Here is a 17,301-nt window from a genome sequence, read left to right as displayed (position 1 = left end):
GAGGGAAGCTTTCTAGTACGAAAATATTTGTTTATCGTTCATAAATAAAAAGATATTTAGAATAATAGCTTCTCTCATCCTTCTTCTGGCTTTTAACTTTTTAAATCAAAGATTCAGCTTCTTTCAAAATGTTTTTTACTGCAAACTGAAGGAATCGGGGAAGAATCTGATTTCTGGTGAGGATAATTTTATCTTCATCATCTATTCTGTCCATGGTTTCAAGGTATTTTTCCATCCCGAAATTTTCAATCATGGCTTCTCTGTTTTTTTCATCTTTCAGATTTTCAATAAGAGATTCGGGGTTGGCTTCCGGATGAAACTGGGTTCCAAATATCTCTTCCGAAAAACGAACAGCCATAACTGCTCTTTCCAGATTGATATGAGGACGGAATTTTTCAATCGCCATGATTTCCATACCTAGTTCTTTGAAACGATCGGTATCGGGTTCTATAAATTGGTATGCTCTGGAATCAACGGCGTAGAAAGGATCCTGAAGATTTTCAAACAAAAACTCACTTTTACCTTCCTTGGTTTTATGAACGGGCATTACCCCAAAAGAGTATGATTTTCTTTTGCAGATATTTCCCAGTTTCCAGTGGATGCTTGCTAATTGGAATGAGTGGCAGATTAGAAAGAGATATTTCTTATTATCACTATATTGATTGTGTTCAAACACAGAATCTAAAAAACCGGAAAATTTGTTTTCCCATTCAAAGCCTTCTTTGTGTGGATTTCCTGGACCTCCGGAAGAAATAAAGATATCAAAGTCTCCAATTTCCGGCATTTCATCTTTAAATCTTACATCAAAAGTTTTGATGATCACATTTTCTTCAGAGCTCTGCTGAAATGCCTCAGAAATTTCTTTAATGTTTCTAAAGCCTTGATTGACATGATTGTTGTTCATGTCCAACAGAGCAATTCGAATATCTTTCATTACATCATATTTTTTGTAAAGTTACCAAAAATATTACGAAGCGGTTTCTCCATGCGTTATTCCGTATTCCGTTTCAGAGATCATATAATCAACCACTTTGGTAAGGTCTCCCGTTTCTTTAAAGATCTGAAGCTGACGGTCTGCACCAGTTCCGTTTTCAAGAATTTTCCAGGCATATTCAACCTCTTGTCGGCATCCCAGATCATCTACAACATCATCAATAAACTCCAAAAGCTCTTTTAATAAATGAGGATAGGGTACAGATTCTTCTTTTCCAAAATCAATTAAATGAGCTTCGATACCGCTTTTAGAGGCCCGCCATTTATTTTCATTCAGCAACAGTCTTCTGTAGCTTCTGAAGCTCAGGTTTTGTTGGTGAAGCTTATAGATCTTAGCAACAAGACACTGCATAATGGCCGCAAGACACACTGTTTCGTCAATCCTTAACGGCATATCGCATATTCTGAATTCGATAGTAGGATAGAATGGGTGAACGCGCAGATCCCACCAGATTTTCTTGGCATTGTCGATGGTTCCGGTTTTTACAAGAAGATCAACATAGCTGTCAAATTCAGCAAGAGAGTTAAAATAGCTGGGAATACCGGTTCTTGGGAATTTCACAAAAATCTCCTGTCTGTAGGATTTAAAGCCTGTATATCTTCCGATCCAAAATGGAGAATTGGTGGAAAGAGCATATACGTGAGGCAGGAAGTAGCGCATGACATTCTGAATTCGAACTCCTTCTTCACGATTGGGGATGCCGATATGTACGTGAAGTCCGAAAATAAGATTTTCCCGGGCTACATCTCCCATGTCGTCTACAATTTTAATATATCTTTCTCCTTGTGTGATATTGTTTTCAGACCAGTGAGAGAAGGGATGTGTACCTCCTCCGGAAACGCGAAGTCCCTGTTCATGAGCAATATTGATAAGATGTCTTCTTAAATTGGTTAATTCTGTTCTGGCTTCCTGAATATTCTGACAGATTCCTGTTTCCATTTCAATCATAGATTCGTGCATTTCGTGCTTTAAGTTTTCACTTAAAACCGCTTTTCCGCCTTCAATGATTTTAGAAACGTGAGAGACAAGATCTCTGCTTTCAACATCGATGATCTGATACTCTTCTTCAATTCCAATAGTAAACTGATGCATTTTTCTTGTGTTTTTTATTTTTTTCGATGATTATTTTATGGAATCTTTCACAAAGGTTCCCCAGGTAATATTAGGTTTTCCCGGAACATATTCTTTGGCTTTTTCAACCGCCAGTTTCGCAGAGTGTTCTATGATCCATGCAAAATTTTCTTCTCCTACAGAGTTTTTGTCTGCATCCGGAGCCGGGTTACAGAAATCTATGGCGTAAGGAATACCGTCTCTTACTGCAAATTCCACGGTATTGAAATCATATCCTAAAGCTTCATTCATTGTAATGGTATAATCATGAATGGTTTTCAGTAGCTTTTCAAGTTCTTTACCTTCTGTCTGATGAGTGGTTGCATATCTCAAATGAGGAGCATTTCTTGGTTCGTAAGGCATTATGTGAACATATTTTCTTCCCAAGCAGTATACTCTGTAATAGTCATCAAAAATAATTTCTTCCTGTACCATCATTACCAGCTGTTCCGTTTCTCCCAGTTTATTCCAAAGATCGTCCGGGTTTTCCACTCTGTAGACATTTTTCCATCCGCCTCCGTCATGGGGTTTCATATAAGCCGGGAATCCAACATAATCGAAGATGTACTCCCAGTCATGAGGGAATTTCAGATTTCTGAAAGACGTTTCAGAAGTGTTGTCCGGTCTTTCGTGAGATGGCAGTAATACGGTCTTTGGAAGAGGAATGCCAAGTTTAGACATCAGGGCATTGTTGAAGAACTTTTCATCTGCGCTCCACCAAAAGGGGTTGTTAATTACATATGTGCCGTTCAAAGCTGCATTTTTAAGATAAGCTCTGTAGAAGGGAACGTCCTGCGAAATTCTGTCGATGATCACGGCGTATCCATAATCTGCACCTTGTTCCAGTTTATCAATGGTTACCGGTTCAGCGATGATATCTCCACCTCCCAATTCATTTACTTTTTCTATAAATGCCCAGGGAAATGTATCTTCCATACCGAATAGAATTCCAACTTTTTTTGTCATAATTTCTGTTTTTTAAAATTGCTGTATTTTATTTTCTATAACTCACGAATTCTTATTAATCCCTTAGATGATATTAAGAGAAATAGGTTCCTATGAAGGTAGGAAATACCATTCTCCATAGCGGCCAGTCATGCCCAATCCATTTTCGTTCATCATACCAGAAGTCAATATTTTTGAGTCTTAATATTTCGGCCATTTCAATATTTTTATCTTTACAGATGTCCTGATCAGAAGTGCTCAATACAATATGCATGTGTTTGTACTTCCAGGCTTCATCATTTCTTACAAATTCTCTTGGGCAGTTAAAAAAAACTAAATCATCAGAATAGCCATTCATGAAATTTCTTATACTGAAAGCTCCCGAAAGACAAATTAAGTGAGAAACAACATCCGGAAATCTGAATGCAAAATTGGCAGCATGATATCCTCCAAAACTTGCACCTGCAACCGCCACACGATGGGTTTTGTGAAGTTTCTGAATATAAGGCACGAATTCCTGAATGAGAAACTGTACATAGCGTTCATAGTTTCGTATTCTTTGTTGCGGAGATATTTTTTCATCATAGAAGCTCCAGCTATCAATGGTCTGAATATTATAAAGCTTTACTTTTCCCTGTTCTATAAACCAATTGATGCTTCCGTTGAGATGAAAGTCATGGTTTTGGGTATATTGCCCTTGTGAGGTTGGAAACATGATGATAGGATGACCATAATGCCCGGTCACTTCTACCTTTAAACTTATTCCCAATATATTTGAATAATACTCTGTATGTTCTATATGAGGCATTGCGATCTTCTTTATTGTGTTGGTGATGTATGTTTTAACTGCTTAGTTTAGTGCTTTTAGGAGGTAGGATATTCAGCATTTCTGTATGTATTTTTGCTGCAGCAGTATCTAATCTGGTTTGCACGATGTCTGCATCATTAGATTTGTATACAATGCCTATATGATAATCAATCGGCAGAAACTTTATAACCTCATCACATTCAAAATGGCTGTAATCGGGTTCTTTATCTTTGATCAGAGCCACAATCAATCCTGAATAATAGTCTGTAGGAGGAGAAATAGTGTATTGATTTTCCCGTAGAAGAGCATCTTCAATCCGGGCCCACTCCCTCCAGATATTGATTCCGCTTGAGGCTTCAACCAGATCAGGAATATGAGCCCCTCCAACTCTTGACGAGGTTTCAAGGAAATACCATTTTCCATCTTCTTTTCCACGGATAAATTCTGTATGGGTAGCCCCATTGATCAATCCGAAATTGGAAAGTACTCTGGCATTAATTTCTTCCAGGGCCTTGAACTCCTCAGAATATCGTCCTAAAGTTTTGGAGCGAAATACTCCGCCTTCATGGGAAACCTGCATCGGAGGAGCGAGATATTTTGAGGCTGAAGTGAATGCAATTTCTTTATTAAAAGTAAGACTGTCGACATGATAAACATCTCCGGGTTTGAAGCTTTCCAGTAGAAATAGATGTCGTTCTTCTCCAAGAGTTTCTAAAGCATTATGAAGCTGTTCTCTGGATGTTATTTTTTTTATTCCTGAGGCGGAAGCTTCGGATCTTGGCTTCAATACCCAGGGTGCAGGAACTTTATTCACAAAGTCATTCACCTCATCATCATTGAAAACGGCAGTGAATTCGGGAACGTTAATTCCTGAATCTTTTGCCTTTTGGCGCATGGCCAGTTTATCTCTGAAATAACGGTGAGTGGTTTGCCCCATTCCGGGAATGCGGAATGTTTCTCGGATTAATGCTGCTTTTTCTACATCATAATCATCTAAGGCTACTACAGCATCTACTTTACGGGTTTTCATAAGATGAGAAAATCCCTGAATAAGATGTTCCAGATTCCAGATTGAGGGCTTTATTTCGGGCATATAAAAAAACTCATCAATAGCTTCCCATGGCCAGTTTTTCTCTTTAAGGTTTTCTGAGGTGACTAAGATGATTTTATTGCCGAGTTTCTTCATCTCATCCATAAAATCATAGCCTTTGTAATAGCACGAAATGCATACAATGGTTTTCTTCTCCATATAATGTTTTTTAATTTTTAGTGAATTATCAAAAATAAAATTAATTATTTGTTAATTTATTAATATCAAAAAATCAAATATTATGTACTTTTGAAAATTCACTAATCAAGTATACAGAGAATTTTTCTAAAAAACTAATTTTTAATGATAATTTTCGATTAAATCCACAAGCAGTTGAACGCCAAAACCAGTGGCAGCTTTTTCCTTCGCATATCCCACACTTCCAAACGCTACTCCGGCGATATCGAGATGGGCCCATTTGGTATGATTTTCAATGAATTGCTCAAGGAATTTTGCAGCAACAATACAGTCTCCTACAGGTTTCATAGATATGTTTTTCAAGTCGGCAACATCGGACTGAATGTCATCTTTCCAGATGTCCCACAGAGGAAGATTCCAAAGCCTTTGGTTGGTGTGATCGCCTGCTTTTATTAAGTTGTTTTTTAACTCTTCATTATTGGAAAACATCGCTGCGCAGGTATCTCCGAACATTCTTACAGAACTTCCTGTTAATGTGGCCAGATCAATAAGTAAATCTGTTTTATAGTTTTTGGAAAGGTAGGAGAGTGAATCTGCCAAAATCAGTCTGCCTTCTGCATCAGTATCAAGTACTTCAATGGTTTTTCCGTTGTATGCTGTAATGACATCGCTTGGAAGCAGCGCTTTTTCAGAAATCGCATTGTCGGTTATCGGTAAGATGGCTACGATATTAATCGGAAGTTCCATTTCCGCGGCATAGATCAATGTTCCTAAAACTGCAGTGGCACCTCCCATGTCAGACTTCATATAATGTAAATTGGCAGAGCTTTTTATGGATATACCACCTGTGTCGAACAGAACGCATTTACCTACCAAACCATAGGTTTTAGCGTTTTTGACTGATGTTTTGTATTCTAAAATTGTAAACGCAGCATCATAAGCACTTCCTTGGTTTACCGCAAGATAAGCTCCCAAGCCAAGTTCTTCACATTTTTTTCTGTTGAAAACAGTGTATTTTAAATCATATTTTTTTGCCAGGTTTTTAAGGTAAGTGCTAAATATTTCAGGCTTTTTAAAATTGGCAGGTTTGTTAAGCCATTCCTGACACACTGTTTGCCCATTGCTCAGTGCTTCAGCTTTTTGGGCTATATGATCCAGTTTCTTCTGACTCAGATTTTCAAAATGAAGCTCGAATTTAGTGTTCCAAAAAGGGTGTTTCTTTTCGAAAGGATAGTTGTATGTACCTATTAAAAGACCCTTGGCAAATTCTTCAAATTGTTTTTCGTTCATAAAGTCTGCTAATGCCAAAGTAGGGACAGGCTGAAGCTTTTCTTTATGGGTCTGGGAAAACTTTAAAGCGACTTGCTGGATTTCAAAATTTTGTAAAGTAGAGTTACCAAGTCCAATGAAATAAGTAATGCCTTCCTCGTGGGCATTCACAAAAAATTCATATTTCTTTCCCGTGAAAAAAGTGGAAATATTTTGATTGAAATTTTTGCTTGTTTTGGCCCATTCTTCTTCAGTGAAGATATGGAAGACCTGGGTGTAGTTTTTGTTTTTTTTATTGATTAGTTTCATACAATTTAGTTCTTAATGCTTTGTTGTTGGGGTTTTACTTCTATAGGATTTTCTGTGTTGTCATAGAACAGCCATTCAATAGCTCTGGGGAACTCCTGCGACCAGTAAAATTCGTTGTGAGTACCTTCCGGATTAATATTGGTCCTGAATTCAAAATCAAAAAGATTCTTCTTTTCCCATCTTTTCAGATATTCTTCAAAAATATGAATTCTTTTCACCATTTTAGATCCTTCCTGGCCTCCACCATATAAATAGATTTTTGTTGTAAAAGGAATTCTGAAGTTCATCATCGGAAAGTTATTGTTCGGTTCTACCCAAAGAGAAGGAGAGAATATTAATAATTTCGAATAGACTTCAGGATATAGAAAGCCGCTGTAAATACTGATTAATGCTCCTAATGAACTGCCTCCAATACCCGTATTGTCACGATCTTTCTTCGTACGGTAGTTTTGATCTACAAAAGGTTTCAATGTATCCGTGATAAAGCGGATGTATTTTTTTCCCTCAGAGCCGTTGGCAATATTGTCGTTGTCAAAAATATATTCTTTGATTCGGTCTTCGCTTCCGTGTTCTATAGCAATTACAATAATGTCTCCACGTCCGTATTCTGCGAGAATAGAAAGTTTTTTGTCTATTTCCCAGTTTCCGAATCCACTTCCTTCATTGAATAGGTTTTGGGCGTCCTGAAGGTAAAGAACCGGGTAATTTTTTTCAGAAGTATAATAATCATACGGAAGCACCGCCCAGATTTTGCGATAGCGGTCAAGCTGAGGAATATAAAATTCTTCAGAAATAACTTCGGCAATGGGGAAGTATTCTTTTTTGAAAGGTCCCCAGTTCAGTCTCCATTTTTCTACTGTATCAAAGGCTTTTCCTACAGATTTTTTTACTTTCCGGTTGGGGGTGATATTTCCATATTGGTCCAGTTCTACATTTTCCCATCCTCCTTTTGAAAATTTATATTCTATTTGATTAGGAAGAACTTCATTTTCGATCTCTATGAAATAATTACAGGAATCTTTTTGTTTAAGTTGATAATGATAATCTTTTGGGTTCCAATTATTAAAATTTCCGGTAATAAATACCGGTCTGCTGTCTTTTTCTTTTGTATAAAGTTCAAATATCATCCTATGTGTTTACTATTATTATGTGTTAAATTTATAAAAAAGATTGTTTTTAAATCACAAAATTTTAGGGTAAAAAATGATATATTTGAGAGAGATACGAAAAGGAGAATTAACTTGACAATTATTTGAAGAATAATTCATCGCTGTTATCAGTATTTTTCGTAGTTTCAAAAAAAATATAAATATAATCTGATCTTGATGAATTCTGTTAAAACCTATACGCTTTTCACTGATCATGATGTGTATCTTTTTAAAGAAGGTAGGCATTATAAGCTGTATGGTAAGTTTGGAGCGCATTCCGCGGAAAAAGATGGGGTAAAAGGAATTTATTTTTCAGTATGGGCACCTCATGCCAAGAAGGTTTCTGTAATAGGAGATTTCAACAACTGGAATCCCAAAGATCATATTTTATTCCCAAGATGGGACGAATCGGGGATTTGGGAAGGGTTTATTGAAGGATTAGAATGGGGAACTCTGTATAAATATGCCATTGAAACAGCAAGAGGCGAAATCCTTGAAAAAAGCGATCCTTATGCTTTAAGCTGGGAACAGAATATTCAGGCTGCTTCCTTGGTTTCCACAACATGGTATGAATGGAATGATAGAGAGTGGATGAATAATCGCTGGAAGAAAAATAACCTGGATGCCCCGATATCTGTATACGAATTACATCTTGGCTCATGGGTGAGAGAAGAAAAAGATCCGGATCAGTATTTGAATTATCGGGATATCGCCAAAAAGTTGGTTCCGTATGTTCAGGAAATGGGTTTTACCCATGTAGAATTTATGCCGGTGATGGAATATCCGTATGATCCAAGCTGGGGATATCAGATTACAGGGTTTTATGCTGCCACCTCGCGCTTTGGATCTCCTCAGGATCTGATGTTTCTGATTGATGAACTTCATAAAAATAATATTGGAGTCATTCTGGATTGGGTTCCTTCTCATTTTCCCGGAGACGCCAATGGCCTTCACCGTTTTGACGGTTCCTATTTATACGAACATGAAGATCCCAGAAAAGGATTTCATCCTGATTGGAAGTCATATATTTTCAATTACGGAAGAAATGAAGTAAAGTCTTTTTTGATCTCCAATGCCATGTTCTGGCTGGACCGCTACCATGCTGACGGATTACGGGTAGATGCTGTAACCTCAATGCTTCACCTGGATTATTCAAGAAAAGAAGGAGAATGGGAACCAAATATCTATGGTGAAAATGTAAATCTGGAAGCTAAAGCTTTTCTTCAGGAATTTAATACCGCAGTTTACAAGGAATTTGGAAACAGTATCATGACAATTGCAGAAGAAAGCTCAGACTTTCCTATGCTTACTAAGCCTGTTCACGATGGAGGAGTTGGTTTCGGAATGAAATGGATGATGGGATGGATGCATGATACCCTGAATTATTTTAAAGAAGATTTTTCCAACAGAAAATACCATCATCACAAACTTACCTTTGCTTCTATGTATATGTATAATGAAAATTATATGATGCCTTTATCGCATGATGAAGTAGTGCATGGAAAAGCAAGCCTTATCTATAAAATGAAAGGAGATGAATGGCAGAAGTTTGCCAATTTGCGTACCTTATATGTTTATATGTACACTCATCCAGGAGCAAAGCTGCTCTTTATGGGAGATGAATTCGGGCAGACCAGTGAGTGGAACTTTACCCGGAGTCTGGATTGGCATTTGCTGAAATATCCGGTTCATAAAGGACTTCAGGAACTTGTGAAAGACCTTAATCATATGTATCGAGAAGAAACAGGTCTCTATGAAAACCAGTTTGATAAAAGCGGGTTTGAATGGGTGGAAGCTGACGATCTTGAAAACTCAGTCTATGTATACCTCAGAAAGGGAAAAAGAAGAGAAGATATTCTTATGGTTATTCTGAATCTTTCTCCAAAAACATTTGAATATAAAGTAGGTATTCCTACCGGAACGCATTGGGAAGTTATTTTAAACTCCGATGATGATCAATACAGCGGAAGCGGGGTGGAGTCTGAAGTAATAGAAGAGAAATATGAAGAATGGAGAGGACATCAGAAGACCATGCTTCTTACTCTGCCCCCATTGGCAGGGATTATTTTAAGACAGAGAAAAGATAAAAAGTATAAATTACACAGAATTAAACATAAAAGATAAAGGATGGTTATTTATCATTTAAGCACAGAATGTTACCCCGTAGCAAAAGTAGGAGGACTTGCAGATGTAGTGGGAGCATTACCCAAATATCAGAATAAAATAAAAGGAATAGAAGCCAAGGTTGTAATGCCCTGGTACAACAAACCATTCGTTTTTGACCATGAATTTGATGTGGTTTTTGACGGGTTTATCCATCAGGGACCCAACATGCTGCAGGTTCAGGTGATGAAAGAAAAATCAGATGTGTTGGGATTTGAATTATACATGGTGAGAATTCCCGGATTGCTGGATAGAGATAACCCTTACGGATATCAGGATGAAAGCTTTCAGTTTCTTGCCTTTCAGCATGGAGTTTTACATTGGCTTTGCGCCATGGAAATAAGACCCGATGTATTACACTGCCACGATTATCATACAGGCTTGGTTCCTTTTATGGTTAGACATTGCCCGGAATTTGGATTTCTTCAGGGAGTTAAAACCATTGGAACCATTCACAACGGAGAATATCAGGGAATGATGAGCTGGAGTATGGCACATTATATGCCTTCTTTTGATTCCTATAAATGGGGATTGCTGGATTGGAACGGTTTTATGAATCCATTAGCGAGCATGATTAAATGCGCCAATGCCTTTACCACTGTTTCAGAAGGATACCTTGAAGAACTTTTTGTAAGTTTCAGAGGATTGGAAAGTCTGGTAAGGCAGGAATTCGGAAAAGCGTACGGGATTATCAACGGAATTGATACAGAAGTATGGGATCCTGTAACCGATCCGATGCTTGATTTTAATTTTACCATTGATAATGCTGTAGCTCAAAAGAAAAAGAATAAAGAAAAACTGTGTAAAGAATATGGTTTAAAGCCTGAACTTCCCTTGTTTGCATTCATTGGCAGGTTTGCTACGGAAAAAGGAGCCGATCTCCTTCCTGATGTAGTCTGGAAAAGTATTAAGCAAAGTTATGGTGCCTTAAATATTATGATTCTCGGTTCAGGAAATGCTTATATTGAAAATAAGCTGAAAGAATACGATTATACCTACACCAATTTCGCATTGGATTTAGGATACAAAGAACATCTTTCTCATAAGATCTATGCTTCGGCAGACTTTTTACTGATGCCGTCGAGAGTAGAGCCCTGTGGTTTGAATCAGATGTATTCCATGAGATATGGTACGGTTCCTGTTGTGAGATATACCGGAGGGCTTAGAGATACTGTAGAAGATATTTCAACTGGTGGAGCCGGATTAAACTTTACATATCCAGGGGTAGATGATATTGTTCATGCCATGAACAGAGCAATTGGAATTTACCATCAAAAAGGAATGATGGAAGATCTTATTCATGCGAACATGAATTTTGATTTTGCCTGGGAGAAATCTGCAGAAAAATACATAGCTTTATACAATAGCTGATAGAATGAAGAATGTTATTTTTTTGATCTCTGTAGCAAGTATTGTTTCCTGTGCAACAAAAAATAATAGTACAATAGGTTATTTGCAGGGAAATGAAGTTTCCTGGAATGGTTCCTATTACACTATTTTACATTATGGTTATCCTAATATCTATAGGCTGCAGCTTATGGAAATGATTTCTGAGAAATGGAAAATAAAACATAAATCGGCTTCAGATTGCGTTATCGATATGAAATTAATAAGTGATATAGATCGTAAGAATAAAAAAACATATGATGCTATTGAAAAAAAATATGGTAGTGATTGGAAAGTCAGATATGAAAAAGATATTGACGAGGCAGCTACGAAACAAGTAGACATTATGGATGTAATGATTATCAATAAACCTTTCAGAGAGCAGCTTAAAAAATGCGATATAGAAATTGACGGGGTGGATAAAAAAATAAAGCTACTCAACAATTCAGAAGTATATGAAGTGGCTGTATATGGGTATAATCATAAGGGTGAAAAATTAGACTGCTGCACACTTCATGTAGATACCAAAAATAGAAAAGTAAACATAATAAAATAAAAAACGCAATATATCTATGAACAGAAACGTAATCTCAATTGTATTGGGAGGAGGGAGAGGAACAAGATTATTCCCTTTAACGTATACAAGATCAAAACCTGCTGTACCTATTGCAGGAAAATACAGATTGGTAGACATCCCTATCTCAAATTGTCTGAATTCAGGACTGAATAAAATTTTGGTTTTAACACAGTTCAATTCAGCTTCTTTAAATTCACATATCAAGAATTCTTACCATTTTGATATCTTCAGTAAAGGGTTTGTGGATATTTTGGCCGCTGAGCAGAATGTAGAAAATGAAAGCTGGTACCAAGGAACAGCGGATGCTGTACGCCAGTCTATGAAACATCTTGAAAAATACGATTATGATTATATCTTAATTCTTTCTGGTGATCAGCTTTATCAGATGGATTTTGGCGAAATGTTAGACTTTCATATCGAAAATGGAGGAGACCTTACCATTGCAACGATCCCTGTAAATGCCAAAGATGCAACAGGATTTGGTATCTTAAAATCAGATGATGAAGGAAATATAACTTCTTTCTATGAAAAACCAGACTATGACATGCTGGAAGGTCTTAAATCCGAGGTTTCTGAAGAGAATAAGCATAAGGAAAAAGAATATCTGGCTTCTATGGGAATCTACATCTTTACCAAAACCATCCTTAAAAAGATGTTCGATGAAGGGGCGGGTGACGATTTCGGAAAAGATATTATTCCAAATTCCATCGGGAAATACAAAACACTCAGCTATCAGTATGAAGGATATTGGACGGATATCGGTACCATAGAATCTTTCTACGAAGCCAATCTGGATCTGTGCCTGGATCTCCCGCAATTCAACCTTTTTTCTTCTTCTCCCATTTATACAAGAGCAAGGATGCTTCCACCATCAAAAATTAATGGCTCTTATGTCAGTAAAGCTGTATTTGGTGACGGATGTATCATTATGGCCGATAAAATAGAAAATTCGGTGATCGGAAACAGAACCAGAATAGATAAAGGAAGTACCATTGTCAACTCGTATGTTATGGGAGCAGATTTCTATCAAAATACTACTGAAATAGTAATAAACGACAGAGGAGGCCGTCCTAATATGGGGATTGGGAAATACTGTTACATAGAAAAAGCGATTTTGGATAAAAACTGTTACATTGGAGATAATGTAAAGATTATCGGCGGAAAACATATCCCGGACGGAGATTACGGAACCTACTCGGTGCAGGATGGAATTGTAGTCGTGAAAAAAGGTGCTGTTATCGCCCCTGGAACACATATAGGATAGAAACTTGGTTAATTATTGTTAAACATACAACTAGAGTGATCAGCATATTGTTCACTCTTTTTATTTGTATTATTTTTGTGCGATGCGTATTTTTAAAATATTAACGGTAATTATAATACTGCTGGGTGGAGCTTATGCTGCTTCCATGTATTATTTTGTAGATGAAAGTAAAAACTTTACCATTGAAAAAGAGATCGATTATCCCGTAGATAAAGTGTTTGCTCAGTTCAATAACCTTCAGAATTTTACAAGATGGAATAATTTCTTTACCAGCTCTCCGTCTATAGACATCGACTATTATACGCCTTATGAAGGACAGGGGAGTTCCATCAGCTATGTAGATCCTAAAAATGATACCGATGGAGAAATGTTTATCCGGTACGAAAACCTGAATAAAACCCTAAAATATCAGCTTTTCGAGGACGAAAATGAAAATCCGACTCTGGTTGATGTGAAATTTAAACCTGTTTCCGCAGAAAAAACCAAAATTATCTGGTACGTACATACCCCAAAACTTGCCGTTTGGAAGAGAGTGGAAAATTTCTGGACCGAAGACCGTTTTGCTGAAAATATCAACAAAAGTATGGTTAATCTTAAAAATTCCCTTGGTAATAAAGTTGAAAAAGACAATCAGATGGCCGCCATTAAGTATGACAGTCTGATGGTTGAAAATGAAGAAGACAAGCTTCTGCTGGGAATCAATGTGAGTACTTCCAATAAAAAAGATGCGCTTTACAAAAACATCGTTATGAATTATAACAAAGTGTACAACTTTGTGACGATGGACTTAGGAAAAAGAGATGATGAATTTGGATATCCAATCCTGATGACAGATGCCGATAATTACAAAGACAAAGAAGTGTCCTACTTCCTCGGAATTCCACTTTCCAAGAAAATTGGAGTATCAGATAATAATTTCAGTTTTAGGTCCGTAAATCCGTCCCAAAATTACGTGATGTACTACAAAGGAAGCTATGAGGGCCGAATTCGGGCAATTCAGCAACTGATTCAGAAAGCCAAAAAAGACGAGATGCGCTTCGGAGATATACGTCAGACCTTTATAGAGCGTCCCATGGAAGGGCAGGACGTGAATGTTAAGCTCTCATTGTCAGTGTATAAGTGATTTTTTTTTAATTATTTTTTTCTTAAGTTTTTTTAACGGTTTCAGACTGTTCTAACTCGGTTTTTTTTATTAAATTTGAAGATTAATTCTACAAATAAATTTTAATAAATAGATAAACTGTAATAATGGACAGATTTTCATTCCTAAACGCAGCTCATTCTCAGTTAATTGAGGATTTATACCAACAGTACTTAAAATTCCCAGACTCCCTAGAACCATCATGGAAAGCTTTCTTTCAAGGCTTCGATTTTGCTTTGGAGAACTACGGAGATGACGATAACATTCAATTTATTCAGGCTCCGGCCAACGCTGCTCCGGCAGTACAGCAGATCTCTCAGGCAGTAACTAACGGGGAGGTTCCTGAGCACATCAAGAAAGAATTTAAGGTAGTAAACCTTATCGAGGCTTACAGAACAAGAGGGCACCTGTTTACAAAAACAAACCCAATCAGAGAAAGAAGACACTATACACCTACTTTAGATATCGAAAATTTCGGTCTTTCTAAAGAAGATTTAAATACAAAATTCAACTGTGCTGTAGAAACAGGAATGAAAGAGCCTGCTACATTAGCAGACTTAATCACGCACCTTGAAAATATCTACTGCGATTCTATCGGGGTAGAATATATGCACATCAACAACGTTGAAGAAAAAGATTTCATCAAAAGATGGCTTCAGGTAAACGAAAACCATCCAAGTCTTTCTGCCAACGAAAAGACAGAAATTTTATTAAAATTAAACCAGGCAGTTGCTTTTGAAAACTACCTTCATACAAAATTTGTAGGACAGAAGAGATTCTCATTAGAAGGAGGTGAAACATTAATTCCAGCTTTAGATCAGTTGATCTCTAGATCTTCTCAGTTAGGAGTAGATGAAGTTGTATTAGGAATGGCTCACAGAGGAAGACTGAATGTTCTTACCAATATTTTCGGAAAATCTTACAAACAGATCTTCTCAGAATTTGAAGGGAAAGAATTCGAAGAAGATGTATTCTCAGGAGATGTTAAATATCACTTAGGATCATCTAAAAAAATCAAAACAGCTTCAGGAGAAGAAGTTTGCATTAACCTTACTCCAAACCCCTCTCACCTTGAAACCGTAGCAGCCCTTGTAGAAGGAATTTGCCGTGCAAAAGTAGACGATAAATACAAAGATTACTCTAAAGTATTGCCAATCATCATTCACGGTGATGGAGCTATAGCAGGACAGGGTATTGCTTACGAAGTTGCTCAGATGATGACTTTGGAAGGATACAGAACAGGAGGTACCGTTCATATCGTTGTAAACAACCAGGTTTCATTTACAACCAACTATATGGATGCAAGGTCATCAACATACTGTACAGATATCGCAAAAGTTACAGAATCTCCTGTAATGCACGTAAATGCTGACGATGCTGAAGCAGTAGTTCATGCGATCCACTTTGCTGCTGATTTCAGAGCGAAATTCGGAAAAGATGTTTATATCGACCTTTTAGGATATAGAAAATACGGTCACAACGAAGGTGATGAGCCAAGATTCACTCAGCCAAACCTTTACAAAGCGATTTCTAAGCACCAAAATCCAAGAGAAATTTATAAAGATAAATTGCTTAAGGACAGCGTTACTTCCAATGATGTAATTGCAAAAATGGAAACAGAATTCAAAGCTCTTCTTGATAAAGACTTTGATGCTTCTAAAGAAATTGAGAAAAACGTGATGGATCTGTTCATGTCTGAAGACTGGACCAACTATCCGATTGGAAAAAGAGGTGCTGTTCAGTTACCTGTTGATACAAAATATGATACTGCTAAGTTGAAAGAGTTAGCACTTAAAATGTCAACGCTTCCTGCAGATAAAAAATTCATCAACAAGATTACAAGACTTTTCGAAAACCGTATCAAAGCTATTGAAGGAAATTCATTAGACTGGGCGTTAGGTGAGTGGTTGGCTTATGCTACATTGCTTGTAGAAGGTCACAACGTAAGAATCTCTGGGGAAGATGTAGAAAGAGGAACTTTCTCTCACAGACATGCTGTGGTAAAAACAGAAGATACAGAAGAAGAATATATCCCATTAAGACATGTATCAGAAAGCAGATTTGATGTATTCAACTCTCACCTTTCAGAATATGGTGTTCTAGGTTTCGACTATGGATACGCAATGTCTTCTCCCAATACATTAACAATCTGGGAAGCTCAGTTCGGAGATTTCGTGAACGGAGCTCAGATCATTGTAGACCAGTATTTAGCGGCTGCAGAAGAAAAATGGAAAATCCAGAACGGATTGGTAATGTTGTTGCCTCACGGTTCAGAAGGACAGGGAGCAGAGCACTCTTCAGCAAGACTGGAAAGATTCCTTACTCTTTGTGCGAATGAAAATATGGTGGTAGCGAACATTACTTCGCCAGCCAACTATTTCCACTTATTAAGAAGACAGTTGAAATGGGCATTCAGAAAACCATTGATCGTAATGAGCCCTAAATCTTTATTGAGACACCCTAAAGTGGTTTCTCCGCTTGAAGATTTTGCAACAGGTTCATTCCAGCCAATCTTAGACGATCCTACTGCAGATCCTAAAAAAGTTGAAAAATTAGTTCTTTGTTCAGGTAAACTGTACTTCGAATTATTAGCGAAGAAAGAAGAATTAAACTGTGAAAACATTGCTTTAGTAAGATTCGAGCAGTTGTATCCGCTTCAGACAGATGCTATTGAAGCGATCTTCAACAAATATGAGAACAAAAAACAATTGGTATGGGCTCAAGAAGAACCTGAAAACATGGGAGCTTGGTCTTATATCCTAAGAAACTTCAGAGATACAGGAATTCAGGTTGTTGCTCCGGTACCAAGCGGTGCTCCAGCTCCAGGTAGCCATAAAATGTTCGAAAAAAATCAGAACGCAGTAATCAACAGAGTTTTCGACAGAGATGATGCTCCGGCAAAAAGACCTGTTACAGCTTAATTTAAATAATAATCAGTTAAAAAATAAAAAATACTCGA

General features: G+C 37.2%; 13 protein-coding genes. 6 read left to right on the top strand and 7 right to left on the bottom strand.

Annotated features, from left to right (window positions below; all coding sequences use genetic code 11):
• Positions 1 to 100: 100 nt before the first annotated feature.
• The 7 genes from ACQ76T_RS08010 to ACQ76T_RS07980 form a co-directional block, all read right to left on the bottom strand.
• Positions 101 to 934, bottom strand: a complete 834-nt coding sequence (locus tag ACQ76T_RS08010) for a type 1 glutamine amidotransferase (RefSeq protein ID WP_431342786.1) — start codon at positions 932 to 934, stop codon at positions 101 to 103.
• Positions 935 to 967: 33 nt separating this feature from the next.
• Complete coding sequence (locus ACQ76T_RS08005; RefSeq protein ID WP_431342785.1) at positions 968 to 2,086, bottom strand: carboxylate-amine ligase; 1,119 nt, start codon at positions 2,084 to 2,086, stop codon at positions 968 to 970.
• Between the two features lie 30 nt (positions 2,087 to 2,116).
• On the bottom strand, positions 2,117 to 3,070 hold the full coding sequence (locus ACQ76T_RS08000; protein WP_431342784.1) for an ATP-grasp domain-containing protein: 954 nt from the start codon (positions 3,068 to 3,070) through the stop codon (positions 2,117 to 2,119).
• Positions 3,071 to 3,143: 73 nt separating this feature from the next.
• Positions 3,144 to 3,857, bottom strand: coding sequence for an alpha/beta hydrolase-fold protein (locus ACQ76T_RS07995; protein WP_431342783.1), 714 nt, complete (start codon positions 3,855 to 3,857; stop codon positions 3,144 to 3,146).
• Positions 3,858 to 3,891: 34 nt separating this feature from the next.
• A complete protein-coding gene (locus ACQ76T_RS07990; RefSeq protein WP_431342782.1) occupies positions 3,892 to 5,106 on the bottom strand; it encodes an ATP-grasp domain-containing protein in 1,215 nt (404 codons plus the stop codon).
• 141 nt (positions 5,107 to 5,247) lie between these two features.
• The gene (locus ACQ76T_RS07985) at positions 5,248 to 6,663 is read right to left on the bottom strand and encodes a M17 family metallopeptidase (protein ID WP_431342781.1); all 1,416 of its coding nucleotides are present in this window, start codon (positions 6,661 to 6,663) and stop codon (positions 5,248 to 5,250) included.
• 5 nt (positions 6,664 to 6,668) lie between these two features.
• Positions 6,669 to 7,790, bottom strand: a complete 1,122-nt coding sequence (locus ACQ76T_RS07980) for an alpha/beta hydrolase (RefSeq protein WP_431342780.1) — start codon at positions 7,788 to 7,790, stop codon at positions 6,669 to 6,671.
• A gap of 198 nt (positions 7,791 to 7,988) precedes the next feature.
• Between ACQ76T_RS07980 and glgB the strand changes: the two genes are divergently transcribed.
• The 6 genes from glgB (at position 7,989) to ACQ76T_RS07950 (ending at position 17,263) form a co-directional block, all read left to right on the top strand.
• Positions 7,989 to 9,935, top strand: a complete 1,947-nt coding sequence (gene glgB / locus ACQ76T_RS07975; protein WP_431342779.1) for a 1,4-alpha-glucan branching protein GlgB — start codon at positions 7,989 to 7,991, stop codon at positions 9,933 to 9,935.
• Positions 9,936 to 9,938: 3 nt separating this feature from the next.
• Positions 9,939 to 11,345, top strand: coding sequence for a glycogen synthase (locus ACQ76T_RS07970; RefSeq protein WP_431342778.1), 1,407 nt, complete (start codon positions 9,939 to 9,941; stop codon positions 11,343 to 11,345).
• A gap of 4 nt (positions 11,346 to 11,349) precedes the next feature.
• Positions 11,350 to 11,916, top strand: a complete 567-nt coding sequence (locus tag ACQ76T_RS07965) for a hypothetical protein (protein ID WP_431342777.1) — start codon at positions 11,350 to 11,352, stop codon at positions 11,914 to 11,916.
• A gap of 16 nt (positions 11,917 to 11,932) precedes the next feature.
• Positions 11,933 to 13,201, top strand: a complete 1,269-nt coding sequence (locus tag ACQ76T_RS07960) for a glucose-1-phosphate adenylyltransferase (RefSeq protein ID WP_431342776.1) — start codon at positions 11,933 to 11,935, stop codon at positions 13,199 to 13,201.
• A gap of 82 nt (positions 13,202 to 13,283) precedes the next feature.
• Positions 13,284 to 14,324 carry an SRPBCC domain-containing protein gene (locus ACQ76T_RS07955; protein WP_422692569.1) on the top strand — a complete coding sequence of 347 codons (1,041 nt, stop codon included), beginning with the start codon at positions 13,284 to 13,286 and terminating at the stop codon, positions 14,322 to 14,324.
• Between the two features lie 125 nt (positions 14,325 to 14,449).
• A complete protein-coding gene (locus tag ACQ76T_RS07950) occupies positions 14,450 to 17,263 on the top strand; it encodes a 2-oxoglutarate dehydrogenase E1 component (protein ID WP_431342775.1) in 2,814 nt (937 codons plus the stop codon).
• The last annotated feature ends 38 nt before the right edge of the window (positions 17,264 to 17,301 follow it).

The sequence above is a fragment of the Chryseobacterium sp. JK1 genome (assembly GCF_050632815.1).
Classification (GTDB): Bacteria; Bacteroidota; Bacteroidia; order Flavobacteriales; family Weeksellaceae; genus Chryseobacterium.
Note: the sequence above shows the minus strand (reverse complement) of the source record. Positions and strands in the feature narration are given on the sequence as shown.

Bases quoted from the DNA above. Each gene is read 5' to 3' on its own strand.
- ACQ76T_RS07985 (WP_431342781.1), bottom strand. From the start codon at position 6,663: ATGAAACTAATCAATAAAAAAAACAAAAACTACACCCAGGTCTTCCAT.
- ACQ76T_RS07960 (WP_431342776.1), top strand. From the start codon at position 11,933: ATGAACAGAAACGTAATCTCAATTGTATTGGGAGGAGGGAGAGGAACA.
- ACQ76T_RS07965 (WP_431342777.1), top strand. From the start codon at position 11,350: ATGAAGAATGTTATTTTTTTGATCTCTGTAGCAAGTATTGTTTCCTGT.
- glgB (WP_431342779.1), top strand. From the start codon at position 7,989: ATGAATTCTGTTAAAACCTATACGCTTTTCACTGATCATGATGTGTAT.
- ACQ76T_RS07980 (WP_431342780.1), bottom strand. From the start codon at position 7,790: ATGATATTTGAACTTTATACAAAAGAAAAAGACAGCAGACCGGTATTT.
- ACQ76T_RS08000 (WP_431342784.1), bottom strand. From the start codon at position 3,070: ATGACAAAAAAAGTTGGAATTCTATTCGGTATGGAAGATACATTTCCC.
- ACQ76T_RS07990 (WP_431342782.1), bottom strand. From the start codon at position 5,106: ATGGAGAAGAAAACCATTGTATGCATTTCGTGCTATTACAAAGGCTAT.
- ACQ76T_RS07955 (WP_422692569.1), top strand. From the start codon at position 13,284: ATGCGTATTTTTAAAATATTAACGGTAATTATAATACTGCTGGGTGGA.
- ACQ76T_RS07970 (WP_431342778.1), top strand. From the start codon at position 9,939: ATGGTTATTTATCATTTAAGCACAGAATGTTACCCCGTAGCAAAAGTA.
- ACQ76T_RS08010 (WP_431342786.1), bottom strand. From the start codon at position 934: ATGAAAGATATTCGAATTGCTCTGTTGGACATGAACAACAATCATGTC.
- ACQ76T_RS07950 (WP_431342775.1), top strand. From the start codon at position 14,450: ATGGACAGATTTTCATTCCTAAACGCAGCTCATTCTCAGTTAATTGAG.
- ACQ76T_RS07995 (WP_431342783.1), bottom strand. From the start codon at position 3,857: ATGCCTCATATAGAACATACAGAGTATTATTCAAATATATTGGGAATA.
- ACQ76T_RS08005 (WP_431342785.1), bottom strand. From the start codon at position 2,086: ATGCATCAGTTTACTATTGGAATTGAAGAAGAGTATCAGATCATCGAT.